The sequence below is a fragment of the Bradyrhizobium sp. USDA 4473 genome, assembly GCF_054063335.1.
The window spans coordinates 1,722,669-1,746,154 of sequence record NZ_JBSSGE010000001.1; the positions used below are offsets into that span (position 1 = coordinate 1,722,669).

Genomic DNA, 23,486 nt, shown 5'->3' on the forward strand with positions numbered 1-23,486 from the left:
CGCTTGCGATCAAATGACGGAACCAGCCGTCATGCCCGGACTTGGTTCGGGCAGCCATCCAAACAAGAAACCCTTTCAAACCAGATGGATTGTCGGAGCATCCTCGATCGGGTCGAGGACAGGCGCCCGGCAATGACAGCCGGAGAAACTGACAATGCGTCATGCGTCGCTTGGAATTCTGTCAGCGGCCATCCTGCTGGCGTCGTCCGCCCAAGGCGCGGACAATGCCGCCGTCAAGGAGAAGGCCGAGATGTGCGCCGGCTGCCACGGCGACAACGGCATCTCGCAGACCGAGAACATTCCCTCGCTGGCCGGCCAGCTCGACCAGTATATTCAATGGCAGCTGGTGTTCTTCCGCGCCGGCGCGCGCAAGAACGAGCAGATGCAGCCGATCGTCGAGCAGCTCAGCAATGAGGACATCCGCAATCTCGGCGCCTATTTCGCCTCGCTGACGCCGCCCAAGGGCGGCAAGGACGACAATCCGGACTTGTCCGAGAAGGGCAAGCAGGCCGCCGCCGGCCGCCGCTGCGCCTCATGTCACGGCGATACCTTTGCCGGTACCAAGGCGGTCGCCCGCATCGCCGGCCAGCGCGAGGAATATCTCGTCAAGGCGCTGCACGACTACAAGTCCGGACAACGCTCCGGCGGTGCGCAAGCCGTGATGGCCGACGTGGCCTATCCGCTGAGCGATGAAGAGATCACCGCGCTCGCGCATTACCTGGCGCATTTGTAGCGGCAACGACGGGGACGTGCGTAGCCCGGATGCAGCGAAGCGCAATCCGGGGCCGCTGTCTCAGTTGAACGACCGTACCCGGATTTCGCTTCGCTTCATCCGGGCTACAGGACTTAAGCGCTCCGCTGCTTCTCATACGCCTTGAGATGCGTATACGCCGTGCGCAGCTTCGGCACCGGGATCTTGGCGGCGTCGGCGCGCACGATCAGGTCGCCGATCACGTGGTCGGCTTCGACCGGAAGCCCCGCCTTGATGTCGCGGAACATCGATGCGGTCATCGGCGAGCCCTCGGTGGTGAGCAGCCCACGGGTGCGCTGGAAGAACGGACCGCCCGGCTCATGGCCGGCGTCGGCGGCGATCGCGCTGCATTCGTCGAGGATGCCGAGCAGGAATTCCTTGCCGCCGGGCGCGGCCAGGATGTTGCCGACCGAGGTCCGCATCAGGCTGGTAGAGGCGGCGAGCGACGCCAGGAACACCCACTTCTCCCACATGTCCTGCATCACGTGCTCGCTGGCGTTGGCACCGTTGATCGCGGAGAACGTCTCGGCAATCGCGCGCACCCGATCCGAGATGCCGCCGGCGCGTTCGCCGAAACCCAGCGACTGCATCGGCTGCAATTGCACCACCTCGCGCCTCTCGTTCAGGGTCGCCGCGATGGCGCAGAGGCCGCCGAGCACATGCCGGGCGCCGAATGCCTTGTCGAGCGCATCGAGATGCAGCATGCCGTTGAGCAGCGGGATGATCGCGGTGTTGTCGCCGACCGCTGGCGCAAACGACTTGATCGCGTCATCGAGATCGAACGCCTTGCAGCTCAACAGCACGACGTCGAACTTGTCCGAGAGCTTGTCGGCCTGCACGGTCGGCGGATTGGTCAGCGTGACGTCGCCGTTCGGGCTTTTGATCACAAGCCCGGCCGAGGCGAGCTCGGAGGCGCGGCGGGGGCGCACCAGGAAGGTGACGTCACGGCCGGCCTGAAGCATCCGGCCGCCGAAATAACCGCCGATCGCACCGGCGCCGACCACGAGAACGCGCATGGGAATTTGTCCTTCTTTGTTGTTCGCTGCCCGCGGGCGAATAGCGAATGGGGAGTAGCGAATAGATATAGATGCCGGCGCACCATTCGCTACTGGCTATTCGCCATTCGCTCCCTTGATCATTTCCTCGACCTCGCGCAGCTGCTCCTTGCCGAAGAAGATCTCCTTGCCGACGAAGAAGGTCGGCGAGCCGAACGCGCCACGCTCGACGGCGGATTGGGTGTATTCGATCAGCTTGCCCTTGACGTCGGCGTCCTGCGCCCGGGCGAACAGCTTTGCCGCATCGAGGCCGGAGGACGCCAGCGCTTTGCCGGCGACTTCCGGGTCGTCCATCTTCTTCGGTTCGACCCACATGTGATGGAAGGCGGCCTCGACATACTTCTCGAACACGCCCTCGAACTGGGCCGCGACCGCCGCGCGCATCAGGTTCAGTGTGTTGACCGGAAAGAACGGGTTCCAGGTGTAGGGCTTGACGTTGAAGCGCTTGAGGAAGCGCTCGGTCTCGATCTTCATGAACTCGGGCTTGTTCTTGACGCCCGCCAGCGTCTCGGCCGGCGACTTGTTGTTGGTGGCCTTGAAGATGCCGCCGAGCAGGACCGGGACATACTCGAACTTGACGCCGGTGCGCTGTTCGATCGCGGGGATCGCCTCATGGCTGAGGAAGGCGTTGGGGCTGCCGAAATCGAACAGGAATTGCGGTTTCTGGCTCACGGCGCTCTCTCCCTCGGCTTGTTGGGCATTTCTCCAGGATGAGCCTGCTGCGGCAGGCGCCATCCGGAGAATATGATACTCATCATGTGAGCCGCGGCGCGCGATGTCAAATCAGCCGCTCGATGGTCTGCTTGCGCCATACCAGAGCGTAATAGGCCATCTGCAGCACGAACATGGTTGCGAAGGTGGCGGGATAGGCGATCCAGATGCCGCTGATGCCGATGGTGCGGCTGAGCAGGATCGCGACCGGCACCTCGACCAGCGCGATCGCCAGGATCGAGATGAATAGCGGCATCCACACCGTGCCGCCGGCGCGCATCGCGCCCGAGAACACGGTCGCCATGCCGAACAGCACCATGCTCCAGAGCACGATGTACAAAAGCTGCTGCGCCAGTGCGAGCACCGCGCCGTCGACGATGAAGAAGCCCATCAGCGGCCGTGCAAAGAGATAGCCGAGCAGGACGAGTCCGCCGGTCAGCGCGAGATTCATCTCGATGCCGGTCCTGACGATGGCGCCGACGCGGGCGGGCTCGCCGCGGCCGATCGCCTGCGCGCCGAAGATCGAGACCGATATCGCGATCGAGATTGCCGGAAACTGCACATAGCCGATCACCTGGTTGACCGCGCCATAGGCCGCGGTGGCGTCGGAGCCGAAGCCGTTGACGAGGCCGAGCAGCACCAATTCGGCGAGCGAGACCACAACCATGCCGATCGCCGTGGGAATGCCGAGCCGCAGCACGATGCGCAGCAGGCCGCCGTTCGGCCGCATCGCGCGCAGGAATGCGGCGTCGAAGGCGAGCGCATGCTTGTGCCTGAGCATATGGACATGCAACCACAGCAGCGTGACCACGCCCGAAACCGCGGAGGCGACCGCCGCGCTGGCGACGCCGAGCCTGGGCAGGCCGAGCCAGCCGTGGATCAACGCCGGCGTGACGACGAGGCCGACGATGGTCGAGACCGTCAACGCCACCAGCGGCGTCACGGTGTCGCCGACGCCGCGCATCATCGCGGTGAGCAGCAGGAATGCGAACGTCACCGGCATCGCGATCATCATGATCCGCGCATAGGACACCGCGGCGTCGAGGACGTCAGGCGGCGTCGCCAGCGCGATCAGCAGCGGACGGGTGAACAGGCCGCCTGATATCGCGATCGCCAGCGCCAGCAGCAGCGTCACGGTCATGGTGGTGCCGGCGACCGCCTTCACGCGGTCGGGCTCGCCGGCGCCCCAGGCCTGGCCGATCATGACCGAGGCGCCGGCGCTCAGCCCGATCACGAAGGAGATGAAGAAGAACATGACCGGGAAGAACACCGACGCCGCCGCGAGCGCGTCGACGCCGATCATCTGGCCGAGATAGATGCCGTTGATGGTTCCGAACAGCGACTGCAGCACGTTGCTGAGCAGCATCGGCGCCAGGAACGACAGGAAGGCTTTGCGCAAGGACGGGGGCTTGGACACGTTGAACTTCCAGATCTGAGTTGCCAGGACGGCGCGCAGGTCGAATCACGACCCGCGCGGCCACCATGTCGCGCGAGAGCGGGCTAGTCCGCTTGATCGCTATGGGCGAGCCTGATCGCGTGATCGCGGATGTCGGCCGGCCAGTCCGCGATCAGCGTCGCAAAGCGACGCCGGTCATGCGCGAACAGGGCGCGGATCGCCTCTTCGTAGTTCGGCCGGTTGCCGGCCATCGTGGTCATGAAGCGATAGGAGGCATCCTGTGCTGCGCGCGTGCGGTCCTTGTCGCCGCTCGAGCGCCGGGCCTCGTCGATCAATTTGCGGATCGCAACCGAGGCGCCGCCCTTCTGCTGCGCGAGCCAGTCCCAGTGCCGCGGCAGCAGCGTGATCTCGCGCGCCACGACGCCAAGCTTGGGACGTCCCGGGCCGCGCGGCGCGGCCGGCGCCGCCGGCTCCTCGCTGGGCGGCGGCGCGAGCTTCGGCAGCCGGGCCAACACGTCGTCGACCGAGCCCCGGTAGTCGATGTCGACCAGCGCCGAGGTGCGGCCGTTGAACACCAGGATCGCGGCGTCCTTGCGCCGGTCGATTAACTGCTTGGCGGCGCGGGCAACGTCGCTGAGGTCGCCGGCTGCGATGCAGTGCTCGTTTTCGAAGGCGACATAGGCTGGGTTCATAACTGATCTCTTCGGTTGCGCGACATATTGCCCGGGTAATTTGGGACCATCCGCGTGCATTCATCTCGACTTTCCTGTGTCAGGCTGGCACCAAGCGCGGCCCGACTGCGCTGACACCCGAGAGGACGCCCATGCTGACGGTTCATCACCTCAACAATTCCCGTTCGCAGCGCGTGCTGTGGCTGCTCGAGGAATTGGGCGTGCCCTACGAAATCGTGCGCTACCAGCGGCAGCCGGACATGCGGGCGCCGAAGGAGCTGCGCGCGATCCATCCGCTCGGCAAGTCGCCCGTCGTCACCGACAACGGCAACACCATCGCGGAATCCGGCGCGATCCTCGAATACATCATCGCGAGCTACGGCAAGGGCCGCCTGATCCCGCCGGCCGATACGCCGGAGCGGCTGCGCTACACCTATTGGCTGCACTATGCCGAGGGCTCGGCGATGACGCCGCTGCTCCTCAAGCTGTTGTTCACGCTGATGCCGAAGCGCGCGCCGGCGCTGCTGCGGCCCTTGGTGCGCAAGGTATCCAATACGGCGCTGTCGACGCTGGTCAATCCGCAGCTCAAGCAGCACATGGCCTATTGGGAAGGCGAACTTGGCAAGAGCGAATGGTTCGCCGGCCAAGACTTCTCCGGCGCCGACATCCAGATGAGCTTTCCGCTCGAAGCGGCCGCCGCGCGCGGCGGGCTCGAGGACGGCCATCCCCGGTGCGTTGCGTTCCTCGAACGCATCCACGCCCGCCCGGCCTATGCGCGGGCGCTGGAGAAGGGTGGGCCGTACCGGGTCGGCCGGTAGATTCGCAGTCATAGCCGGCGGCCTCGGGTTTCGATGTCGCCATTTATATCCGGGTATTATTGCGGTGTCAATAATGCCCGGGTATAAATGGCGTGTCGAATCGACAGGAGCGGCCATGAAGACCGAGCACCGCAAGCAGGCCATCGCCGACTACAAGAAGCGTGCGAGCATGGCCGGCGTGTTCGCGATCCGCTGCCGCGCGACCGGCGAGGTCTGGGTCGGGCAAACGCTCGATCTGCAAAAAATCCAGAACCGGATCTGGTTCACGCTGCGAATCGGCGGTCATCGGAATGCCGAGCTGCAGCGCGCCTGGGCGGCGCATGGCGCGGACAATCTCACGCTCGACACGCTGGAGCGGATCGAGGACGAGGAGCTCGGCTATGTGCGCGATGCGCTGCTCAAAGAACGCGTGCAGCATTGGCGGATGCAGCTGAACGCGGCTGCGGTGTAGCTTAGAGCGTTTTCGAGCGAAGTGGATACCGGTTCGCGTGAAGAAAACGCGCCAAGACAAGAAGCTCTAGCGCGCGGGCAGTGCCTGCACGGTGACCCCGGGCGGCGGCACATCGTCGTCGGGCACGAAGAAGTCCGACATCAGCGGCACAGAGGGATCGACGCGATAGCGCTCGAAGTCGCGCACGCCATTGGCGTAGAGCACCTTGTCGTCGATGCAGAAATGCCCGGTGAATTCGCGCGACGGCCGGGTGATGATCGCATGGGCCGCATCGCCCATGATCTCCGGCGTGCGACTCGCGCGCATCATGGCATCGCCGCCGAGCAGATTGCCGACCGCGGCGGTCGCGATCGTGGTGCGCGGCCACAGCGCATTGACGGCGACGGCGGCGGATTTCAATTCGCCGGCGAGCCCGAGCACGCACATGCTCATGCCGAACTTCGCCATCGTGTAGGCGGTCGAGTGCTCGAACCATTTCGTCTTCATGTCGAGCGGCGGCGACAGCATCAGGATATGCGGATTCTCCGCCTTCTTCAGATGCGGAATGCAGTATTTCGACACCATGAACGTGCCGCGGGTGTTGATCCCCATCATGAGATCGTAGCGCTTCATGTCGGTCGCCTGCGAATTGGTCAGGCTGATCGCGCTGGCGTTGTTGACGCAGACGTCGATGCCGCCGAATTCGGCGACGGTCTGCTCGATCGCCGTCATCACCTGCGCCTCGTCCCTGATGTCGCAAATCACCGGCAGCGCCTTGCCGCCGGCGGCGCGGACCTCGTCGGCGGCGGTGTAGATCGTGCCCTTCAGCTTCGGATGCGGCTCCGCAGTCTTCGCCGCAATCGCAACATTGGCGCCGTCACGCGCCGCCCGCAGCGCGATCGCGAGCCCAATGCCGCGGCTCGCACCCGAGATGAACAGCGTCCTGCCTTTGAGCGATGTCATGAGAACCTCCTGTGAGGGAAGCACGGACCGACGGCTCCCTCTCCCCTTGTGGGAGAGGGTTGGGGGTGAGGGGTATCTCTCCGTACGGCATACTGCGTGGACAGACCGCGCCCCCTCACCCGGATTGCATCTGCCGATGCAATCGGGCCTCTCCCACAAGGGGAGAGGCGAAGCGGAGCAAGCGGGATGGCCATCACATCACCTCACGTCCTACCCACCCGCATGCAACACGCGCCCGCGCGTTTCCGGCAGCGCGTAGGCGGCGATGAAGAACACGCCGTAGGCCGCCACCGCGAAGATCGCAATCGCGTTGGCGAGCGTGGTCGTGGTCGAGAGCGCGCCGACCAGGAACGGGAACAGCGCGCCGACGCCGCGGCCGAAATTGTAGCAAAAGCCTTGTCCGGAGCCGCGCAGCCGGGTCGGATAGAGCTCAGTCAGGAACGCGCCCATGCCGGAGAAATAGCCTGAGGCGAAGAAGCCAAGCGGGAAGCCCAGTACCCACAGCACCTCATTCGAAAGCGGCAGCTGGGTGTAGAGCAGCACCACCGCGATGGCGCCGATCGAGAAGATCAGGAACAGGTTGCGCCGGCCGATCCGGTCGGCGAGCCAGGCGCCGACGAGATAGCCGATGAACGAGCCGATGATCAGGGTCGCAAGATAGCCGGTCGAGCCGACGACCGAAAGCTTGCGCTCGGTGGTGAGGAAGCGCGGCACCCAGAAGGTGATGGCGTAATAGCCGCCCTGCATGCCGGTGCCGACCAGCGAGGCCAGCAGCGTGGTCTTCAGGATCGGTCCGTGGAAGATTTCCCACAGCGCCGCCGGTCCGCTGCCGGAAGCCTGCTGCTGTGCCATGGTCGCAGCCGAGATTTCGGGCTCGGTGACATAGCGGCGCAGATAGAACACCAGCAGCGCTGGCAGCGCGCCGATCACGAACATCCAGCGCCAGGCGTTTTCCGCAGGCAACACCGAGAACAGGATCGCCTGCGCCAGCACCGCAAGGCCCCAGCCGATCGCCCAGCCCGACTGCACCGAGCCGACCGCGCGGCCGCGATATTGCGGCCGGATCGCCTCGCCGATCAGCACCGCGCCGGCCGCCCATTCGCCGCCGAAGCCCAAGCCCAGCAGCGCGCGGGCGATCAGGAGCTGGTCGAAATTCTGCACCACGGCGCAGACCAGCGAGAAGAACGAGAACCAGATAATGGTGAGCTGCAGCGTCTTCACCCGGCCGATCCGGTCGGACAGATAGCCGCCGAGCCAGCCGCCGACGGCGGAGGCAAGCAGCGTCACGGTGCCCGCGAGGCCGGCGGTGCCGGCATCGACCTTCCACAGCGTGATGATGGTGCCGATGACAAGCGGATAGATCATGAAATCCATGCCGTCGAGCGTCCAGCCGGACGCGCAGGCCCAGAACGTGCGCCGCTCCTGCAAATTCATGTCGCGATAGAAAGCGAGGAGGCTGGTGTCCTCGATCTCTGCGACTTCGATTGATTTGGATTCAGCCGTGCTCATGCGCGTTCCCCGGAGAAATCATTCACCGGCTCTTTGCGATCCGCGGCCGGAGTTGCGCGGACCGCCAATCTATCGCGATGTAGCAGGCCGGGCAAAGCCCCGCGTTTTAGTATCCCGCGGCCTCCGCGCCGCGCGTGCGCGGATCGGGCGCGCCGAGCAGACCGCTGGTCGTGACGGCGATCGAGTTCGCGGAGGAGTAGCCGAGCGGTTCGACCGTCTTGTGGCCCTTGGCGCGCAGCTCGGTCAGCACCTCATCGGGAAAGCCGCGCTCGATCCGGACCTCGTCGGGCAGCCATTGATGATGCATGCGGGGCGCGGCGACCGCGGCCGCGATCTCCATCTTGTAGTCGATTACGTCGACGATGATCTGCGTCACCGCGGAGATGATGCGGCTGCCGCCGGGCGAACCCGTCACCAGCACAGGCTTGCCGTCCTTCAGCACGATGGTCGGCGACATCGACGACAGCGGGCGCTTGCCGGGTCCCGGCAGATTGGCCTCGAAGCCGACCAGGCCGAACGCATTGGAGGCGCCGGGCGCGGCGGTGAAATCGTCGAGCTCGTTGTTGAGCAGCACGCCGGTGCCGTCGGCGACGAGGCCGACGCCGTAAGGGAAGTTCAGCGTGTAGGTGTTGCTGACGGCGTTGCCGCTGGCATCGATCACCGAATAATGCGTGGTGTTGTCGCCCTCGTGCGGCTGCTTCGCGTTGCGTACGTCGGTCCAGGGCGTGGCGCGGGCGAGGTCAATGGTCGCGCGCTGCCTGGCGGCATAGTCCTTGTCGACCAGCAATTGCGTCGGCGCGTCGACGAAGGCGGGATCGCCGAGATAGCGGGCGCGATCGGCATAGGCCCGCTTCATCGCCTCGATCATCACATGCAGCGAGGCCGCCGAGCCCTGCTTCATGTCGGACATCGGAAAGCCTTCGAGGATGTTGAGGATCTCGAGCAGCACGACGCCGCCGGAGGACGGCTGCGGCATCGAGACGATGTCGTAGCCGCGATAGGTGCCGCGGATCGGCGTGCGGATGATAGGCTGATAGGACTTCAGGTCCTCGACACTGAAGATACCGCCGGCGTTCTTGATCCCGCTGACGAGCTTCTCGGCGACGGCACCTTCGTAGAAGACGCGCGGGCCCTGTTCGGCAATCGCGGTCAAGACGCCGGCGAGGTCGCCCTGGATCAGGCGGTCGCCCTCGCGCAGCGGCGTGCCGTCGGCGTGCGAGAACGTCTTGGCCGACTTCGGCCAGCGCGACATGCGGCGATACATGTCGTTCAGCGTGTCCGACGTGTCGTCGGTGACCACGAAGCCGTCGCGCGCGAGATCGATCGCAGGCTTGAGGATCTGCGCCAGCGTGAAATTGCCGGAGCCGTATTTCTCCAGCGCCAGCGCGAGGCCTGCGACCGTGCCGGGCACGCCGATCGCGAGCGCGGAGTTGCGCGACTTGTCGGGATCGGGCTTGGCCTCGGCGTTGAGGAACATGTCGCGCGTTGCGGCCTGCGGCGCGGTCTCGCGGTAGTCGATCGCGACGTCTTCTTTTCTTGCGGCGAGATGGATCACCATGAAGCCACCGCCGCCGATATTGCCGGCGCGTGGATAGGTCACCGCCATCGCAAATCCGGTGGCGACCGCGGCATCGATCGCATTGCCGCCCTGCCGCAATATGTCGGCGCCAACCCGCGCCGCGAGTTTCTCCTGCGCCACCACCATGCCGTGTTCGGCGCGAATGCTGCGGGCAGTGTCAGTGGCTGACGGCTCGTAGGCGCGGCGCTCAACCTGGCCGAGGGCTGATGTCGCGATGCCGGTCACCAGGAGAGCGGCAAACAGCCGCCGCGACATCATTGCTGTCCGCGCCATCGAAATGTCCTGCCCTGTTCATCGCCGTATCAGTCAAACCGGCTCATGCTATATGGGAGCGGATTGAAGCAGCAAAAGCCTGCCTGTGGTTCGAGTTGGGGAATATCTTTCGCGATGACGACAACATTGCAGACGGGCGCCGGCGATACGAAGGCCACCACAAAAGTCTATCCGGGCCGCGCCGCCGTCGTCAGCTGGATCTTCTTCGACTGGGCCGCGCAGCCTTATTTCACGCTGATCACGACCTTCGTGTTCGCGCCCTATTTCGCAAGCTTCGTCGCGTCGGATGCGGCGAGCGGGCAGGCGTTGTGGGGCTTTGCCACCGCGGCCGCGGGATTGGCGATCGCGTTGCTGTCGCCGGTGTTGGGCGCGATCGCCGACGCCAGCGGCCGGCGCAAGCCGTGGATCGCGGCCTTCGGCGCGCTGCTCGTGATCGGATCGAGCGCGATGTGGATCGGCAAGCCCGGCAATCCGGACATCGTCCCGATGCTGCTGCTTGCCTATGCGATCGCGAGCGTCGGCGTCGAGTTCGCGACCGTGTTCAACAATGCGATGATGCCGACCCTCGTGCCGCCCGACAGGATCGGGCGCCTGTCAGGCACCGGCTGGGCCACCGGCTACGTCGGCGGCATCCTCAGCCTCGTGCTGGTGCTCGGCTTCCTCGCCGCCAATGCCGAGACCGGCAAGACGCTGTTCGGCTTCACGCCGCTGTTCGGTCTCGATCCGGTCATGCATGAGGGCGACCGCATCACCGGACCGCTGACCGGGCTGTGGTTCATCATTTTCGTGACGCCGATGTTCCTGTTCACACCGGACTATCCGGCGAAGCGCCCGCTGCGCGAGGCACTCGGTGAAGGCCTGCGCGAGCTCGGGGAATCATTTGCGGGGCTGCCGAAGCAGACATCGCTGGCGCGCTTCCTGCTGGCCAACATGATCTACACCGACGGGCTGGTCTCGCTGTTCGCGTTCGGTGGCATCTATGCCGCCGGCACGTTCGGCTGGGACACGATCCGGATCGGCACCTTCGGCATCATCCTGGCGGTGGCTGGCACCTTCGGCGGCTGGATCGGCGGCAAGCTCGACGATCGGTTCGGGCCGAAGCGCGTGATCACCGGCAGTCTCGTGATCCTGCTGTTTGCGATCGTCGTGATCCTCACCGTGAACAAGGATTCCATCCTGTTCATCCCGGTCGCGCCGCCGGTGCCCGGCGGTGCTTTGTTCGGGGGCGCCGCCGAGCGCGCCTATATCGTGCTGGGTTGCCTGATCGGCGCCACCGGCGCGCCGTTGCAGGCGGCCTCGCGCTCGCTCCTGATCCGCCTCGCGCCCAGGGATCGCATCGCGCAGTATTTCGGCTTGTTCGCGTTGACCGGGAAGGTGACGTCGTTCATCGGGCCGCTCTTGATCGGCGTCATCACCGCGGCGACCGCGAGCCAGAAGGCCGGCATGGCAGTGCTGGTGGCGTTCTTCGTGGTGGGGCTGGCGCTGCTGGCGAAGGTGCGGGAGTAAATCACCGCCGTCGTCCCGGCGAAGCTCGTAGCCCGGATGGAGCGAAGCGAAATCCGGGACGGTCTCTCAGCGGATCAAAGACCCCGGATTGCGCTTCGCTCCATCCGGGCTACGAGATCAATGCCTAAAATGCCGCACGCCGGTGAACACCATGGCGATGCCGTGCTCGTCGGCGGCCTTGATCACCTCGTCGTCGCGCATCGAGCCGCCGGGCTGGATCACGGCGGTGGCGCCGGCCTCGATGCAGGCCAGCATGCCGTCGGCGAACGGGAAGAACGCGTCCGAGGCGACCACCGAACCCTTGGTCAAGGGTTCAGCGAGCTTCAACTCGGCTGCCGCATCCAGCGCCTTGCGCGCGGCGATGCGTGCGGAATCGACCCGGCTCATCTGGCCGGCGCCGATGCCGACGGTCGCAAGATCCTTGGCGTAGATGATGGTGTTCGACTTGACGTGTTTTGCCACCCGGAAGGCGAATTTGAGGTCGCGCAGCTCGGCGTCGGTCGGCGCACGCTTGGTCGCGACCTTCAGGTTCATGTCCTCGATCACGGCATTGTCGCGGCTCTGCACCAGGAGGCCGCCGGCAACGGTCTTGGCGGTGAGGCCTGTCGCGCGTGCGTTCGGCAGCCCGCCGGCGAGCAGCAGACGCAGATTGCGCCGGCCGGCGATGATCGAAATCGCCTCCTCGGTCGCGTCGGGCGCGATGATCACTTCGGTGAAGATGCCGATGATCGCGCGTGCCGCGTCCGCATCCAGTGTGCGGTTGACCGCGATGATGCCGCCATAGGCCGAGGTCGAGTCGCAGGCCAGCGCACGGGCATAGGCGGTGGCGAGATCGGGACCCTCGGCGACGCCGCACGGATTGGCGTGTTTCACGATCACGCAGGCCGCGGTGCGCTGCGGGTCGAACTCGCCGACGCATTCATAGGCCGCGTCGGTGTCGTTGATGTTGTTGTAGGACAGTTCCTTGCCCTGCAGTTGGCGTGCCGTGGCAACGCCCGGCCGATTCTCCGGCGTGGCGTAGAACGCCGCGGTCTGGTGCGGGTTCTCGCCATAGCGCAGCGACTGGATCAGCTTGCCGCCGAAGGCGCGGAAGTCCGGCGCCTTGGTGCCGAGCTGCACGGCGAACCAGTTCGAGATCGCGGCGTCATAGGCCGCGGTGCGCGCATAGGCCTTGGCGGCGAGCCGGCGGCGCAGGCCGAGCGAGGTCGCGCCCTTGTGCGCGGCGAGCTCGTCGAGCACGGCCTGATAATCGTTCGCCTCGACCACCACGGCGACGTCGTCATGGTTCTTGGCCGCGGCGCGGATCATCGCGGGGCCGCCGATGTCGACGTTCTCGATGCACTCCTCGAAGCCGGCGCCTTTGTCGACGGTGGCCTCGAACGGATAGAGGTTGACGACCAGAAGATCGATCGGCGCGATGCCGTGCGCGGCCATCGCGGAGGCATGCTCCTGGTTGTCGCGGATCGCGAGCAGGCCGCCATGCACCTTCGGATGCAGCGTCTTGACCCGGCCGTCCATCATCTCCGGAAAACCGGTCAGCTCGGAGACGTCCTTGACCTTCAACCCGGCCGCGGCGATCGCCTTGGCGGTGCCGCCGGTCGAGACCAGCTCCACGCCCTGGTCGGCCAGCGCCCTGGCGAAATCGATCAGTCCGGTCTTGTCGGAAACGGACAACAGAGCGCGGGTCACGCGGCGAAGCTGCTCGGTCATATCGGAAATTCCCTGGCTGTTAAGGCAGCCGGGTAGCATGGTTTTGGGCGGTACGAAACCGGTCCGTGGGACCGAATCCCCGCAAATTGGCGGCGATTCAGTCCAAATTTTCCCGCGCCACACCATCCCCGTCATCCTGAGGAGCCGCTCAGCGGCGTCTCGAAGAATGAATCGGCCCGGCTGGTGGCCGTCGACCCTTCGAGACGGCCGCGTTGCGGCCTCCTCAGGGCGACGGGACTGAGATGGGCGCGCCGGCCGAAGTCGGGCCGATACGACAATCCCTACAGCGGCAGTTCCGGCTCGCGGCGGGCGTTGCGGCGGGCGTTGGTGGCGGTGGCCGAGGTCGAGGAGCGCACGAAGCTCCAGCGGATCGTGCCGGCGTGCCGCGCGTCCTGCCGGATCACGATCTGGGAGGTGCGGCGCGGGCCGTCATTGCCGGCCAGGAACACGCTGTCCTCGAGGTCGACCTTGTCGTCCATCGCCTCGAAGGTCCAGACGTCGCGGTTGGGCAGCACCAGCATGACGCCGCGGGCATCCGACAGCCGGCTCGCCTTCACCGAGGGGTGCAAATGGAAGCGCAGCGCGAAATCGGCCTCGCTGCCTTTGATGCGGCCGCCCGGCGCCGGCGTCAGCTGGTCCTCGCCTTCGAGCCTTGTGCCGTCCTGCGACACCATCAGCACGCGGCGGTGGATCACGCCGAAGCGGGAGAGATAGCCGTCATGCGAGGCGGTCAGCACGTCGCCGTCGGGTACGGCTTCGCGGTAGTTCTCGACATTGCTCGGGCCGCTGGTGATCGGCGCGCCGCGCAGCAGCCGCTTCATCGCCGACAGCTCGACGAACTGGCACGACGAGGTGTCGTGATAGGTCAGGGTCGAATGCGCCGCGGTGGAGCGTGCGAACGGCCGCCAATTGTCGCGGCCGGTGCTGGGCATGCCGCAATTGACGACGATGCGGCTGACCCCGGAGGACAGCTCGAACGACAGGCAGCCGGCATGCGCATCCTGGCTGACGCTCGCCGGCGGCGGCGGCCCGGTGTCGATGATCAACGTGGTGTTGCCGGCGTCGAGTCGCTGGAAGCCGGTATGCGGCATGCTCGCCATCGGCACGCCGCGGGTGTCGTCATAGGCGAGCAGCGTTGCGACCAGATCGGACGGCGCGGTCGACATGCCGTTGAACAGCGCGAAGCTGCCGTCGCCGTGCCGGAAGAAGCGCAGCATCGGCATCATGCGGTCGATCGCGTTGAGCAGCGCCGGCGGCGGCGCGATGTTCCGCGCGGCAAAGGTCTGCCGCAGCGGCAGGAGATCGCTGAGCAGCTCGACCAGCGCACCGGGATTGCGCGAGATGTGGCCGCCATCGGGCAGGATCTGGCGCTGCAATTCGTCGGACAGCCTGCGCGTCGCGGATTTGATGTTGCGCGCCTGGTTGGCGAGGCAGAGCGAGGCGTAGCACAGCGCGATCAAAACCTGCAGGCGCGGCACGCCGTCATTGTCGAGCGTGGCGTGACGCAGATAGCGAATCTCGCGCGCCAGCCCGCGCAGATATTTGCGGTAGAATTTTCCATCGGTGTCGCCAAGCACCAGGGGCGCCTGCGACAGCAGCGAGATCACCCGCCGCGCGCGCACGTCGGCGCGGCGCTCCAGCGGCCGTCGGCGGGCCTGGTTGGAGATCCAGTCGTCGACCAGCGAGCGGGCATTGGCGCGGGTCAGCGCGGTGTCGGCGGCGCGCAGATGGCGCAGCCAGCCGAAGCCGAGCAGGGCGGCTTCCCAATCCTCCGACGGCGGTTCGAGATCGAAGATCGAGCGGCCATGGCAGGTGACGATCTTGCCAGCGAACACGAATCGCCCGGCATAGATCTCGGCGGCGCGGGTGGCGTCGGCGGTTCGCAGATCGTGCGGGGCGATGATCAGCCGGTCGGTGCGGCCGGGCCACAGCCGCGACAGCGCGACCGTGCTGCCGCTGGCGCGCGCGAGCATGCTGCGGGCGAAGCGGCCAGCAATCAGCGTCGAGATGCGTCTGCTTTGAGCGACCGACACGCCTAACCTTGCGGGGAGGGAATTTTCAACGAATCCTTATTTAATCCGGAAACGCGGCCAAGACACCATCTTGATCGACAAGACACCCTCTTGATACCGCACGAATCACTTCACGAAGCATCTGGAGCTTAGAAGACCGACGTTTAAAATCAGGCCTTAACCAGCCGGGCCGCGTAAAAGCCGTCCAGGCCGCCCAGCCGCGGGTCGGCGTTGGGCAAATGGCTCGGCAAAGTGCGCAGATCGCCCTCGGCGGTAATGATATCGTCGAGGCCGGCGACCTCGCTTGTCTCGACCGGCGCGCGGCGCAAACCTGATTCGCCGGCCAGCAGCGCGGCAATCGCGTGCTCGCCTTCCTCCGGCTCCAGCGAGCAGGTGCAGTAGACCAGCGTGCCGCCGGGCTTCAGCAGATGGATCGCCTTTTGCAGCAGCCGCTGCTGTAGCGATGACAGCGCGGCGATGTCGGCTTCCTGGCGCAGCCAGGCGACGTCGGGATGGCGGCGGATGGTTCCCGTCGAGGTGCAGGGCGCATCGACCAGGATACCGTCGAAGCTTGCCGCGTCCGCGGCCCATTCGACGGCGTCGGCGACGACGGTCTCGGCCTGCAAGGCCAGCCGAGTGAGATTGTCGCGCAGCCGGGCGACGCGCGCCGGCGAACGATCGATCGCAGTGACCTGCGCGCCGGCCAGCGCGAGCTGGGCGGTCTTGCCGCCGGGCGCCGCGCAGAGATCGGCGACTGCCTTGTCCTTGATGTCACCGAACAGCCGCACCGGAAGTGCCGCGGCGGCGTCCTGCACCCACCATTGGCCTTCGGCAAAGCCGGGCAGCATGGTGACGGAACCCTGCAACAAGGTGCGCACGGTTCCCGTCGGCAGCGTCTCGCCGTGCAGGCGGCTCGCCCATTGCGGCGCGTCCGACTTCACGGTGAGGTCGAGCGACGGCTCGTGGCCGAGCGCCAGCGCCATCTCGCGCGCGGTGGCTTCGCCGTAATGCGCGTTCCAGCGCGCCAGCATCCATGGCGGCAGGTCCAGCGTCTGCGTGCTGATCTCGTCGATCAGCCCCTGGCCCTCGCGTGCGCAGCGGCGCAGCACGGCATTGACCAGCCCGGCATATTTCGCAGCGCGCCGGTCCGACTGCACCAGCCGCACCGACAGATCGACCGCGGCGTGATCGGGCACGTCCATCCAGAGGATCTGTGCGGCGCCGATCAACAGCGCGCTCTGTGCGCGCGGCGCATCGGTCGGGATGCCGCGGTCGAGCAGGCGCGACAGCAGATGGCCGAGCGTGCCGAGCTTGCGCAGGATGGTCGAGACCAGCCGGCGCATCAACGCGCGGTCGCGATCGGCGAGCGATTTCAGGCCGGGATGCGCGCCGGCGCCGTCGAGCTGATCGTCCAGCGTGCGGTGCTTGTGCAGCACGCCGTCGAGGATGTCGGCTGCGATGCGGCGCGCCGCGAGACCGGGGACTTCGGCAGGAACTGCAAATCTTGAAGGAGGCATGGAGCGGAGTTATCTCGAAGGTGCTGAGTTACGTTCGGCTCATGCCATCAACTCGAAGACACCTCTGGCATGCGAATATGCCAAATGTAAGAATCGCCTTGCGGATTTCTTGATCGTGATGTCGTCACTGAGCCGGCACGGAGATACGAAGTACGCAGGCCGAGAGTTTTGCCAAGAAGGCTTGTCATGTCTGAGAAATCGCCAATGCCGACGCCGCCGGAACCCGCGCCGCGCAAGCCGCTGACGCCGGCCGCGCAGCGTGCGCTCGCCGAGGCCGCGGCGCGGCGCAAGGCTGCCGAGGAGTTAGCCGCGCAGAACGCAGCCGCGCGGCCGAAGGAATTCCAGGGCCCGAAGGGACCGGAACCGACGCGTTACGGCGATTGGGAGACCAAGGGAATCGCCTCGGATTTTTGAGGGTCTTTCGCGCGGTCTTGCCTGACGGTCCGACTCGGGCCAGTCTGGGAATATGTCCCCATACGAGAGAATAAATCCTTATCGTGGGACGGGACGTCCGCCCTTCCGCCGCTCACCTTGGGGCCGCCGTGTCTCGGCGGCGCTGCCTTGGGTTTTCGTGCTCGGCATCGCCGTCGGCAGCACGCTGCCGATCCGCCAATATGTGCCTCAATGGATGCCGCTACCGTCGCACTGGTCGTTGAACCGGTCGCGGGATGCCGAAATGATCCGGCAGCGCGCCGGCGCACCTGATGCGCGCCATGCCGTCGATGTCATCCGGACGATCGATGGCGACACGTTCGAGGCGCGGGTGCATCTCACACCGGGCCCCGATCTCTATACCCGGGTCCGCCTGCGCGGCATCGATGCGCCGGAGCTGAAGGCGTCGTGTGCGCGCGAACTGCAAATGGCGCAGGCCGCGACGGTGGCGCTGCGCGATCTGCTCGGCCAGGGCGATGTTGCGATCTACAATGTCGGTCCCGACAAATATCAGGGGCGCGTCGTCGCTGACGTCGCAACCAAGAAGACCGACAACGTCTCAGCCGCGATGCTCGCGGCCGGTCACGCCCGCGCCTACAATGGCGGGCACCGCTTCGGCTGGTGCGGATATTTTGCGCGCTAAGCGTCGTGGACGCCACAGCGCAGAAAACAAAAGCCGCGCAGATGCGCGGCTTTCTTCAAGCGAAGGACTGTTCGCGATCAGCGGGTGACGACGACCGTGGTGCCGACCGAGACGCGCGAATAGAGGTCGGTGATGTCGGTGTTCAGCATGCGGATGCAGCCGTAGGAGACGAAGCCGCCGACCGAGCCCGGCACGTTGGTGCCGTGGATCGCGTATTCGCCGCCGGCGAGCGTCATCGCGGCGACGCCCATCGGGTTACGCGGCGAGCCGCCGGCGATCACGTCTGGGATGCTCGGCTTGTCGCGCTTCACTTCGGCGGGCGGCGACCAGGCCGGGTTGCGATACTTGCCGTCGATCTTGGTGGTGCCGGCCCACTGCTTGCCGGACTTGCCGACGCCGACCGGGTAACGCATCGCGTGGCCGGAATCGAGAATGAGATAGAGCCGCCGTTCGTTGGTCTTCACCACGATGGTGCCCGGCTCATAATTGTCGGCGTGGATTCCGACCATTTCCGGCCGCGCTTCGGCCGCCTGCGACATCACGACAACAGCACCAAGGGTGGCAGCCAGCGCCACCGCAAACTTCATCGACATCAATCTCTCCACTTCCCAACAGCTCCCGCAAGGAAGCCAAAAACGAAGATGCAGAGCCCTGAAAAAACCGGGCCCGCCGGTCTCACGCACGCAATATTAACCGCGTGTCTTAACCGGGTGGTTTCACGCCGGCCGCGAGACACGTCCAGATGGCGGGAGAAAAGGAAAACTTCGGATCAAAGTAAATGACTTGAAAACAACACCCGGCCACAAACGCGCCGCAATGGCGCCGCGTCTCTGACAATCCCGTGAAATGCCCAATCCCAGAGCGTTTGAAGGGCCATCGACGCCCGATCGCATGAAAAGCGAAGGGCCGCGGCGGTGATCGCGCGCGGCCCTTGCACCATGTCCCGAGATTGTCGTCGCCGGATTACTTCTTGTTCTGCCGGTTCTGCACGAGGTCGTCGACCACGGCCGGATCGGCCAGGGTCGAGGTGTCGCCGAGGCTCGACGGCTCGTCCTCGGCGATCTTGCGCAGGATGCGGCGCATGATCTTGCCGGAGCGGGTCTTCGGCAGGCCGGGGGCGAATTGAATGAGGTCCGGCGAGGCGATCGGGCCGATATCCTTGCGGACCCAGGCGACGAGCTCCTTGCGCAGCGCCTCGGTCGGCTCGGTGCCCTTCATCAGCGTGACATAGGCGTAGATGCCCTGGCCCTTGATGTCGTGCGGATAGCCGACCACGGCGGCTTCCGAGACCGCCTCGTGCGCGACCAGCGAGCTCTCGACCTCGGCGGTGCCCATGCGGTGGCCGGACACGTTGATGACGTCGTCGACGCGGCCGGTGATCCAGTAATAGCCGTCGGCATCGCGCCGGCAGCCGTCGCCGGTGAAATACTTGTTCTTGTAGGTCGAGAAGTAGGTCTGCTCGAAGCGGGCGTGGTCGCCATAGACGGTGCGCATCTGGCCCGGCCACGACTTGGCAATGCAGAGATTGCCCGAGGTCTCGCCGTCCAGCGTCTTGCCGTCGGCATCGACGATTTCAGGCACCACGCCGAAGAACGGCCGCGTCGCGGATCCCGGCTTCAGCTTGGTCGCGCCCGGCAGCGGCGTGATCAGGATGCCGCCGGTCTCGGTCTGCCACCAGGTGTCGACGATCGGGCAGCGCTCCTCGCCGACCACGCGATAGTACCACTCCCAGGCTTCCGGGTTGATCGGCTCGCCGACCGATCCGAGCAGGCGCAGCGACTTGCGCGAGGTCTTCGTCACCGGCTCGTCGCCGCCCTGCATCAGCGCGCGGATCGCGGTCGGCGCGGTGTAGAATATATTGACCTTGTGCTTGTCGACCACGTTCCAGAACCGCGAATTGTCCGGGTAGTTCGGCACGCCCTCGAACATCAGCGTGGTCGCGCCATTGGCGAGCGGCCCATAGAGGATGTAGCTGTGGCCGGTGACCCAGCCGACGTCGGCGGTGCACCAGTAGATGTCGCCGTCGTGATAGTCGAACACGTATTGATGCGTCATCGACGCGAACACGAGATAGCCGGCCGAGGTGTGCAGCACGCCCTTCGGGGTGCCGGTCGAGCCTGACGTGTAGAGGATGAACAGCGGATCTTCCGCATTCATCGGCTCGCACGGGCATTCGTCGGTCACCATCTCGGCGGCCTCGTGGTACCAGAGGTCGCGCGTCGGGTTCATCTCGATCTTGCCGCCGGTGCGCTTCACCACCACGACCCAGTCGACGCCGCCGGTCTTGGCGATCGCGGCATCGACATTGGCCTTCAGCGGCACCTTCTTGCCGCCGCGCAGGCCTTCGTCTGCGGTGATCACGACCTTGGAGTCGCAGTCCTTGATGCGCTGGGCGAGGCTGTCCGGCGAGAAGCCGCCGAACACCACCGAGTGGATGGCGCCGATCCGCGCGCAGGCCAGCATGGCGTAGGCCGCCTCCGGAATCATCGGCAGATAGATCGTGACGCGGTCGCCCTTGCCGACGTTCCGCGTGCGCAGGATGTTGGCCATCTTGCAGACTTCGTCGTGCAGCTCGCGGTAGGTGATGTGCTTGGATTCGGAAGGGTCGTCGCCTTCCCAGATGATCGCGGTCTGGTTGCCGCGCTTGTCCAGATGGCGGTCGATGCAATTCCAGGCGACGTTCAGCTCGCCGTCCTCGAACCATTTGATCGAGATGTTGCCGGGCGCGTAGGAGACGTTCTCGACCTTGCTGAAGGGCTTGATCCAGTCGATCCGCTTGCCGTGCTCGCCCCAGAAGCCGTTGGGGTCCTTGACCGACTGCGCGTACATCTCGCGATATTTGGCGTCGTTGACATAAGCGCGCTTGGCCCAGTCGGCCGACACGTCATAGATCTTCTCGGACATCGCTTTCCTCCACTCATTGCCGATCGCAAACGACGCGGCGGCAAGTCTTTTAAGTTCAAGCCGTCTTGATCATTGCCGCGATTATGCGTTGGCGCATTCCGGCCCGGCAAGGAAAAAGGACTGTCACTTTCGTCGCGCAGAAGCCATGGGTCGAAGCCGCCAGCTTCTGCATGTGATGGGCCGATTTACCGTGCCTCATTGACGATGGAAACCTATGCGCCATCGTTCGTTCCCGGTCACCGGTCTCTTGGTCGTAGTGACGTTGCTCTGTGCACCGTGGTTCAGCCATCGCAACGATGCCGGGTCCGACGACGAGTGGGCCGGTGCCGATCTTGATAACGCGCGATGAAGCGAACGATCGGCCGCCGCCGCGATGATCTGCACCAACAATTGGTTGCTTCGATGCCGGCCCCCTCGGCCTGAACGCGTCGAGGTGACGCATGTCGCAAGGCTGGCATGCCTGCCGGCGGGTAAGCCGTTCGGTCGGTCGATGCCCCCGGCATCCGGCAGCGTCGCGAGAAGTTGTACGATCTCTGACCTGTTCGGCCGCGGCAGATCGTCCGTGGTGGGCCCGTCCCGATGGGTTCCCGGCCCGCGGTCCCGCCATTTTGACCCAATCCGGAGGGGCCAAAATCAAGGTTAGCGGGCGAATGGCACCCATGAAAGGTATTTAGAGACCTCAAATAACCGATTCGCGACTCGCAATGTCAGCCCTGACGCCCTAAATCGCGAAACCGAGGCCGGACGGCCCCACCGGAACGAAGCCCGAAGCAACGGCATTACCGGGAGAACAACGGAACAAGGCGTCTAACTGAGATGATGGATCAGCAGAACATCGCGGCTGTGCGGCCCATGTCCGCCGATCCCGCTGTCGCCCTGGCGAAGGCGCTGGGCCAATGGCCCAAGCCGGCGCAGGCAAAGCCGTCCAGGATCAAGCTCGACGCCCCCGCCGCCATCAAGACCTCGGTTGAGGATCTGGCCCGCGATCTCGGCCTGCGGCTCGGCGACCAGAACGAGCTGACGATCCGCCGCGTCAAGCGCGGCAAGACCTATTCGTTCGTTCGCGCCAACGGCTCGCGCGTCCGCGATGCCCGCACCATCCGCCGGCTGCATGCGATGGCGATGCCGCCGGCCTATCGCCAGGTGCGCTACTCCACCGATCCGAATACGCATCTGCAGGCGGTCGGCCTCGATGCGGCCGGCCGGCTGCAATATCGCTATCACGCCGATTGGGAGAAGGTCCGCGAGCAGCGCAAGGCGCATCGCCTGGGCAAGCTGGTGGCGGCGTTGCCGAAGATCCGGCGCAAGGTTTCGGCTTTCCTGTCCGGCGACGAGCCGACCCGCGAGTTCGCGCTGTCGGCGGTGATCGAACTGATCGCGCGCACCGCGATCCGGCCCGGCAACGAATCCTATGCCCGTCTCAACGGCACCCGTGGCGCCACCACGCTGCTGAAATCCAACGTCACGCTGGAAGATGACAGCCTGGTGCTGACCTTCAAGGCCAAGGGCGGCAAGGCGGTGCGCAAGGAATGCGACGCGGCCAAGCTGGTGCGCGCCATCGGCATTCTGCGCGACGTTCCCGGCAAGCGCATGTTCCAATATTACGACCGCTCCGGCGTCGTCCGCGCCGCCTCGACCACCGCGGTGAACGCGTTCCTGCGCGAGCTCGCCGGCATCAAGATCTCGCTGAAGGATTTCCGCACCCTGATGGCGTCGGCCGTCGTGGTGGAGTCGCTGTCGCGGATCACGCCGGCCGCCAGCCAGCGCGGCCGCAAGCGCCAGGTGCTGGATGCGATCCGCGCCGCTGCCGACCAGCTTTCCAACACGCCGGCGATCTGCCGCAAGAGCTACGTCCACGACACCATCGTCACCGCCTTCGAGGACGGCATCCTCGAACGTTTCGCCGCGACGATGGGCGGCTACCGCACCCAGAGTAAGCGCGAGCAATTGCTGGCGCAGGTGGTGATGGCGGCGGGGGCGTAAGGTCCTACTTCCCTTCTCCCCTTGTGGGAGAAGGTGGCGCGGACGCAGTCCGCGACGGATGAGGGGTTCTCTCCGCGGAGACAGACCCCTCACCCGCACTCGCTTCGCGAGCGCACCCTCTCCCACAAGGGGAGAGGGTTGATCACAGCCCGCCCATCTTGCAGACGTACTTCCACTCCTCCGCGGTCACCGGCTGCACCGAGAGCCGCGAATATTTCACCAGCGCCATATCGGCGAGCTTCTTGTCGGCCTTGATCGCGGCCATCGTCACCGGTGTCTTCAGCGGCTTGTCGGCCTTGATGTCGACGCAGACGAACTTGCCGGTCTTGTCGGTCGGATCGGGATAGGCTTCCTTGACGACCTCGGCGATGCCGACGATCTCCTTGCCCTCGTTGGAATGATAGAAGAACGCCTTGTCGCCCTTCTTCATATTGACCAGGTTCTGCCGCGCCGTGAAGTTGCGCACGCCGGTCCAGGCCTCGCCCTTGGCGCCCTTGGCGACCTGCTGGTCCCACGACCAGACCGACGGTTCGGATTTCACCAGCCAGTAATTCATCGCAACTCATCCCGTTCTCGAGCGCCCATCGCGCGGCAATCTACAGTCAGCCAGATGCCCGCGACAA

20 protein-coding genes are annotated in these 23,486 nt (G+C 65.6%); 7 read left to right on the plus strand and 13 right to left on the minus strand.

Annotated features, from left to right (window positions below; all coding sequences use genetic code 11):
• Positions 1-154 precede the first annotated feature (154 nt).
• Positions 155-733: a c-type cytochrome gene (locus ACVW17_RS08060; RefSeq protein WP_456751388.1), complete on the plus strand. Its 579-nt coding sequence runs from the start codon at positions 155-157 to the stop codon at positions 731-733.
• A 113-nt stretch (positions 734-846) separates the two neighbouring features.
• Here the strand turns inward: ACVW17_RS08060 and panE are convergent, their stop codons facing one another.
• The 4 genes from panE to ACVW17_RS08080 form a co-directional block, all read right to left on the minus strand.
• Positions 847-1,767 (minus strand): 2-dehydropantoate 2-reductase, encoded by a 921-nt coding sequence (gene panE / locus ACVW17_RS08065; protein ID WP_456751389.1) that lies wholly within the window; start codon positions 1,765-1,767, stop codon positions 847-849.
• A gap of 96 nt (positions 1,768-1,863) precedes the next feature.
• Positions 1,864-2,478 (minus strand): DsbA family protein, encoded by a 615-nt coding sequence (locus ACVW17_RS08070; protein WP_456751390.1) that lies wholly within the window; start codon positions 2,476-2,478, stop codon positions 1,864-1,866.
• 106 nt (positions 2,479-2,584) lie between these two features.
• Positions 2,585-3,883 (minus strand): MATE family efflux transporter, encoded by a 1,299-nt coding sequence (locus ACVW17_RS08075; RefSeq protein ID WP_456798936.1) that lies wholly within the window; start codon positions 3,881-3,883, stop codon positions 2,585-2,587.
• Between the two features lie 134 nt (positions 3,884-4,017).
• Positions 4,018-4,605, minus strand: a complete 588-nt coding sequence (locus ACVW17_RS08080) for a DUF2239 family protein (protein ID WP_456797009.1) — start codon at positions 4,603-4,605, stop codon at positions 4,018-4,020.
• Positions 4,606-4,736: 131 nt separating this feature from the next.
• Here ACVW17_RS08080 and ACVW17_RS08085 point away from each other — a divergent pair, with 131 nt between their 5' ends.
• Positions 4,737-5,402 carry a glutathione S-transferase family protein gene (locus tag ACVW17_RS08085; protein ID WP_456797010.1) on the plus strand — a complete coding sequence of 222 codons (666 nt, stop codon included), beginning with the start codon at positions 4,737-4,739 and terminating at the stop codon, positions 5,400-5,402.
• Positions 5,403-5,517: 115 nt separating this feature from the next.
• On the plus strand, positions 5,518-5,853 hold the full coding sequence (locus tag ACVW17_RS08090; protein ID WP_456797011.1) for a GIY-YIG nuclease family protein: 336 nt from the start codon (positions 5,518-5,520) through the stop codon (positions 5,851-5,853).
• A gap of 66 nt (positions 5,854-5,919) precedes the next feature.
• On the opposite strand, the gene ACVW17_RS08095 is transcribed toward ACVW17_RS08090, so the two are convergent.
• The 3 genes from ACVW17_RS08095 to ggt form a co-directional block, all read right to left on the minus strand.
• Positions 5,920-6,795, minus strand: coding sequence for an SDR family oxidoreductase (locus ACVW17_RS08095; protein WP_456751394.1), 876 nt, complete (start codon positions 6,793-6,795; stop codon positions 5,920-5,922).
• Positions 6,796-7,005: 210 nt separating this feature from the next.
• On the minus strand, positions 7,006-8,304 hold the full coding sequence (locus ACVW17_RS08100) for an MFS transporter (protein ID WP_456797012.1): 1,299 nt from the start codon (positions 8,302-8,304) through the stop codon (positions 7,006-7,008).
• Between the two features lie 106 nt (positions 8,305-8,410).
• On the minus strand, positions 8,411-10,156 hold the full coding sequence (gene ggt / locus ACVW17_RS08105) for a gamma-glutamyltransferase (RefSeq protein WP_456797013.1): 1,746 nt from the start codon (positions 10,154-10,156) through the stop codon (positions 8,411-8,413).
• Between the two features lie 114 nt (positions 10,157-10,270).
• Here ggt and ACVW17_RS08110 point away from each other — a divergent pair, with 114 nt between their 5' ends.
• Positions 10,271-11,662, plus strand: coding sequence for an MFS transporter (locus ACVW17_RS08110; protein ID WP_456797014.1), 1,392 nt, complete (start codon positions 10,271-10,273; stop codon positions 11,660-11,662).
• A 117-nt stretch (positions 11,663-11,779) separates the two neighbouring features.
• Here ACVW17_RS08110 and purH read toward each other — a convergent pair whose 3' ends face one another.
• From purH to ACVW17_RS08125, 3 genes are all read right to left on the minus strand, one after another.
• Positions 11,780-13,372, minus strand: coding sequence for a bifunctional phosphoribosylaminoimidazolecarboxamide formyltransferase/IMP cyclohydrolase (purH, locus tag ACVW17_RS08115; RefSeq protein WP_456797015.1), 1,593 nt, complete (start codon positions 13,370-13,372; stop codon positions 11,780-11,782).
• 281 nt (positions 13,373-13,653) lie between these two features.
• Positions 13,654-15,405 carry a heparinase II/III family protein gene (locus ACVW17_RS08120; protein ID WP_456751399.1) on the minus strand — a complete coding sequence of 584 codons (1,752 nt, stop codon included), beginning with the start codon at positions 15,403-15,405 and terminating at the stop codon, positions 13,654-13,656.
• 149 nt (positions 15,406-15,554) lie between these two features.
• Complete coding sequence (locus tag ACVW17_RS08125) at positions 15,555-16,901, minus strand: RsmB/NOP family class I SAM-dependent RNA methyltransferase (RefSeq protein WP_456797016.1); 1,347 nt, start codon at positions 16,899-16,901, stop codon at positions 15,555-15,557.
• A 186-nt stretch (positions 16,902-17,087) separates the two neighbouring features.
• On the opposite strand from ACVW17_RS08125, the gene ACVW17_RS08130 reads away from it, so the two are divergent.
• Both ACVW17_RS08130 and ACVW17_RS08135 read left to right on the plus strand, forming a co-directional pair.
• A complete protein-coding gene (locus tag ACVW17_RS08130) occupies positions 17,088-17,315 on the plus strand; it encodes a DUF1674 domain-containing protein (protein WP_456751401.1) in 228 nt (75 codons plus the stop codon).
• A 52-nt stretch (positions 17,316-17,367) separates the two neighbouring features.
• On the plus strand, positions 17,368-17,976 hold the full coding sequence (locus ACVW17_RS08135; RefSeq protein ID WP_456751402.1) for a thermonuclease family protein: 609 nt from the start codon (positions 17,368-17,370) through the stop codon (positions 17,974-17,976).
• Between the two features lie 77 nt (positions 17,977-18,053).
• On the opposite strand, the gene ACVW17_RS08140 is transcribed toward ACVW17_RS08135, so the two are convergent.
• Positions 18,054-18,569, minus strand: a complete 516-nt coding sequence (locus ACVW17_RS08140; RefSeq protein ID WP_456751403.1) for a L,D-transpeptidase — start codon at positions 18,567-18,569, stop codon at positions 18,054-18,056.
• 370 nt (positions 18,570-18,939) lie between these two features.
• Positions 18,940-20,880, minus strand: coding sequence for an acetate--CoA ligase (gene acs / locus ACVW17_RS08145; RefSeq protein ID WP_456751404.1), 1,941 nt, complete (start codon positions 20,878-20,880; stop codon positions 18,940-18,942).
• A gap of 816 nt (positions 20,881-21,696) precedes the next feature.
• On the opposite strand from acs, the gene ACVW17_RS08150 reads away from it, so the two are divergent.
• Positions 21,697-22,863 carry a DNA topoisomerase IB gene (locus ACVW17_RS08150; protein WP_456751405.1) on the plus strand — a complete coding sequence of 389 codons (1,167 nt, stop codon included), beginning with the start codon at positions 21,697-21,699 and terminating at the stop codon, positions 22,861-22,863.
• A gap of 142 nt (positions 22,864-23,005) precedes the next feature.
• On the opposite strand, the gene ACVW17_RS08155 is transcribed toward ACVW17_RS08150, so the two are convergent.
• The gene (locus tag ACVW17_RS08155; protein ID WP_456751406.1) at positions 23,006-23,419 is read right to left on the minus strand and encodes an EVE domain-containing protein; all 414 of its coding nucleotides are present in this window, start codon (positions 23,417-23,419) and stop codon (positions 23,006-23,008) included.
• Positions 23,420-23,486: the final 67 nt, after the last annotated feature.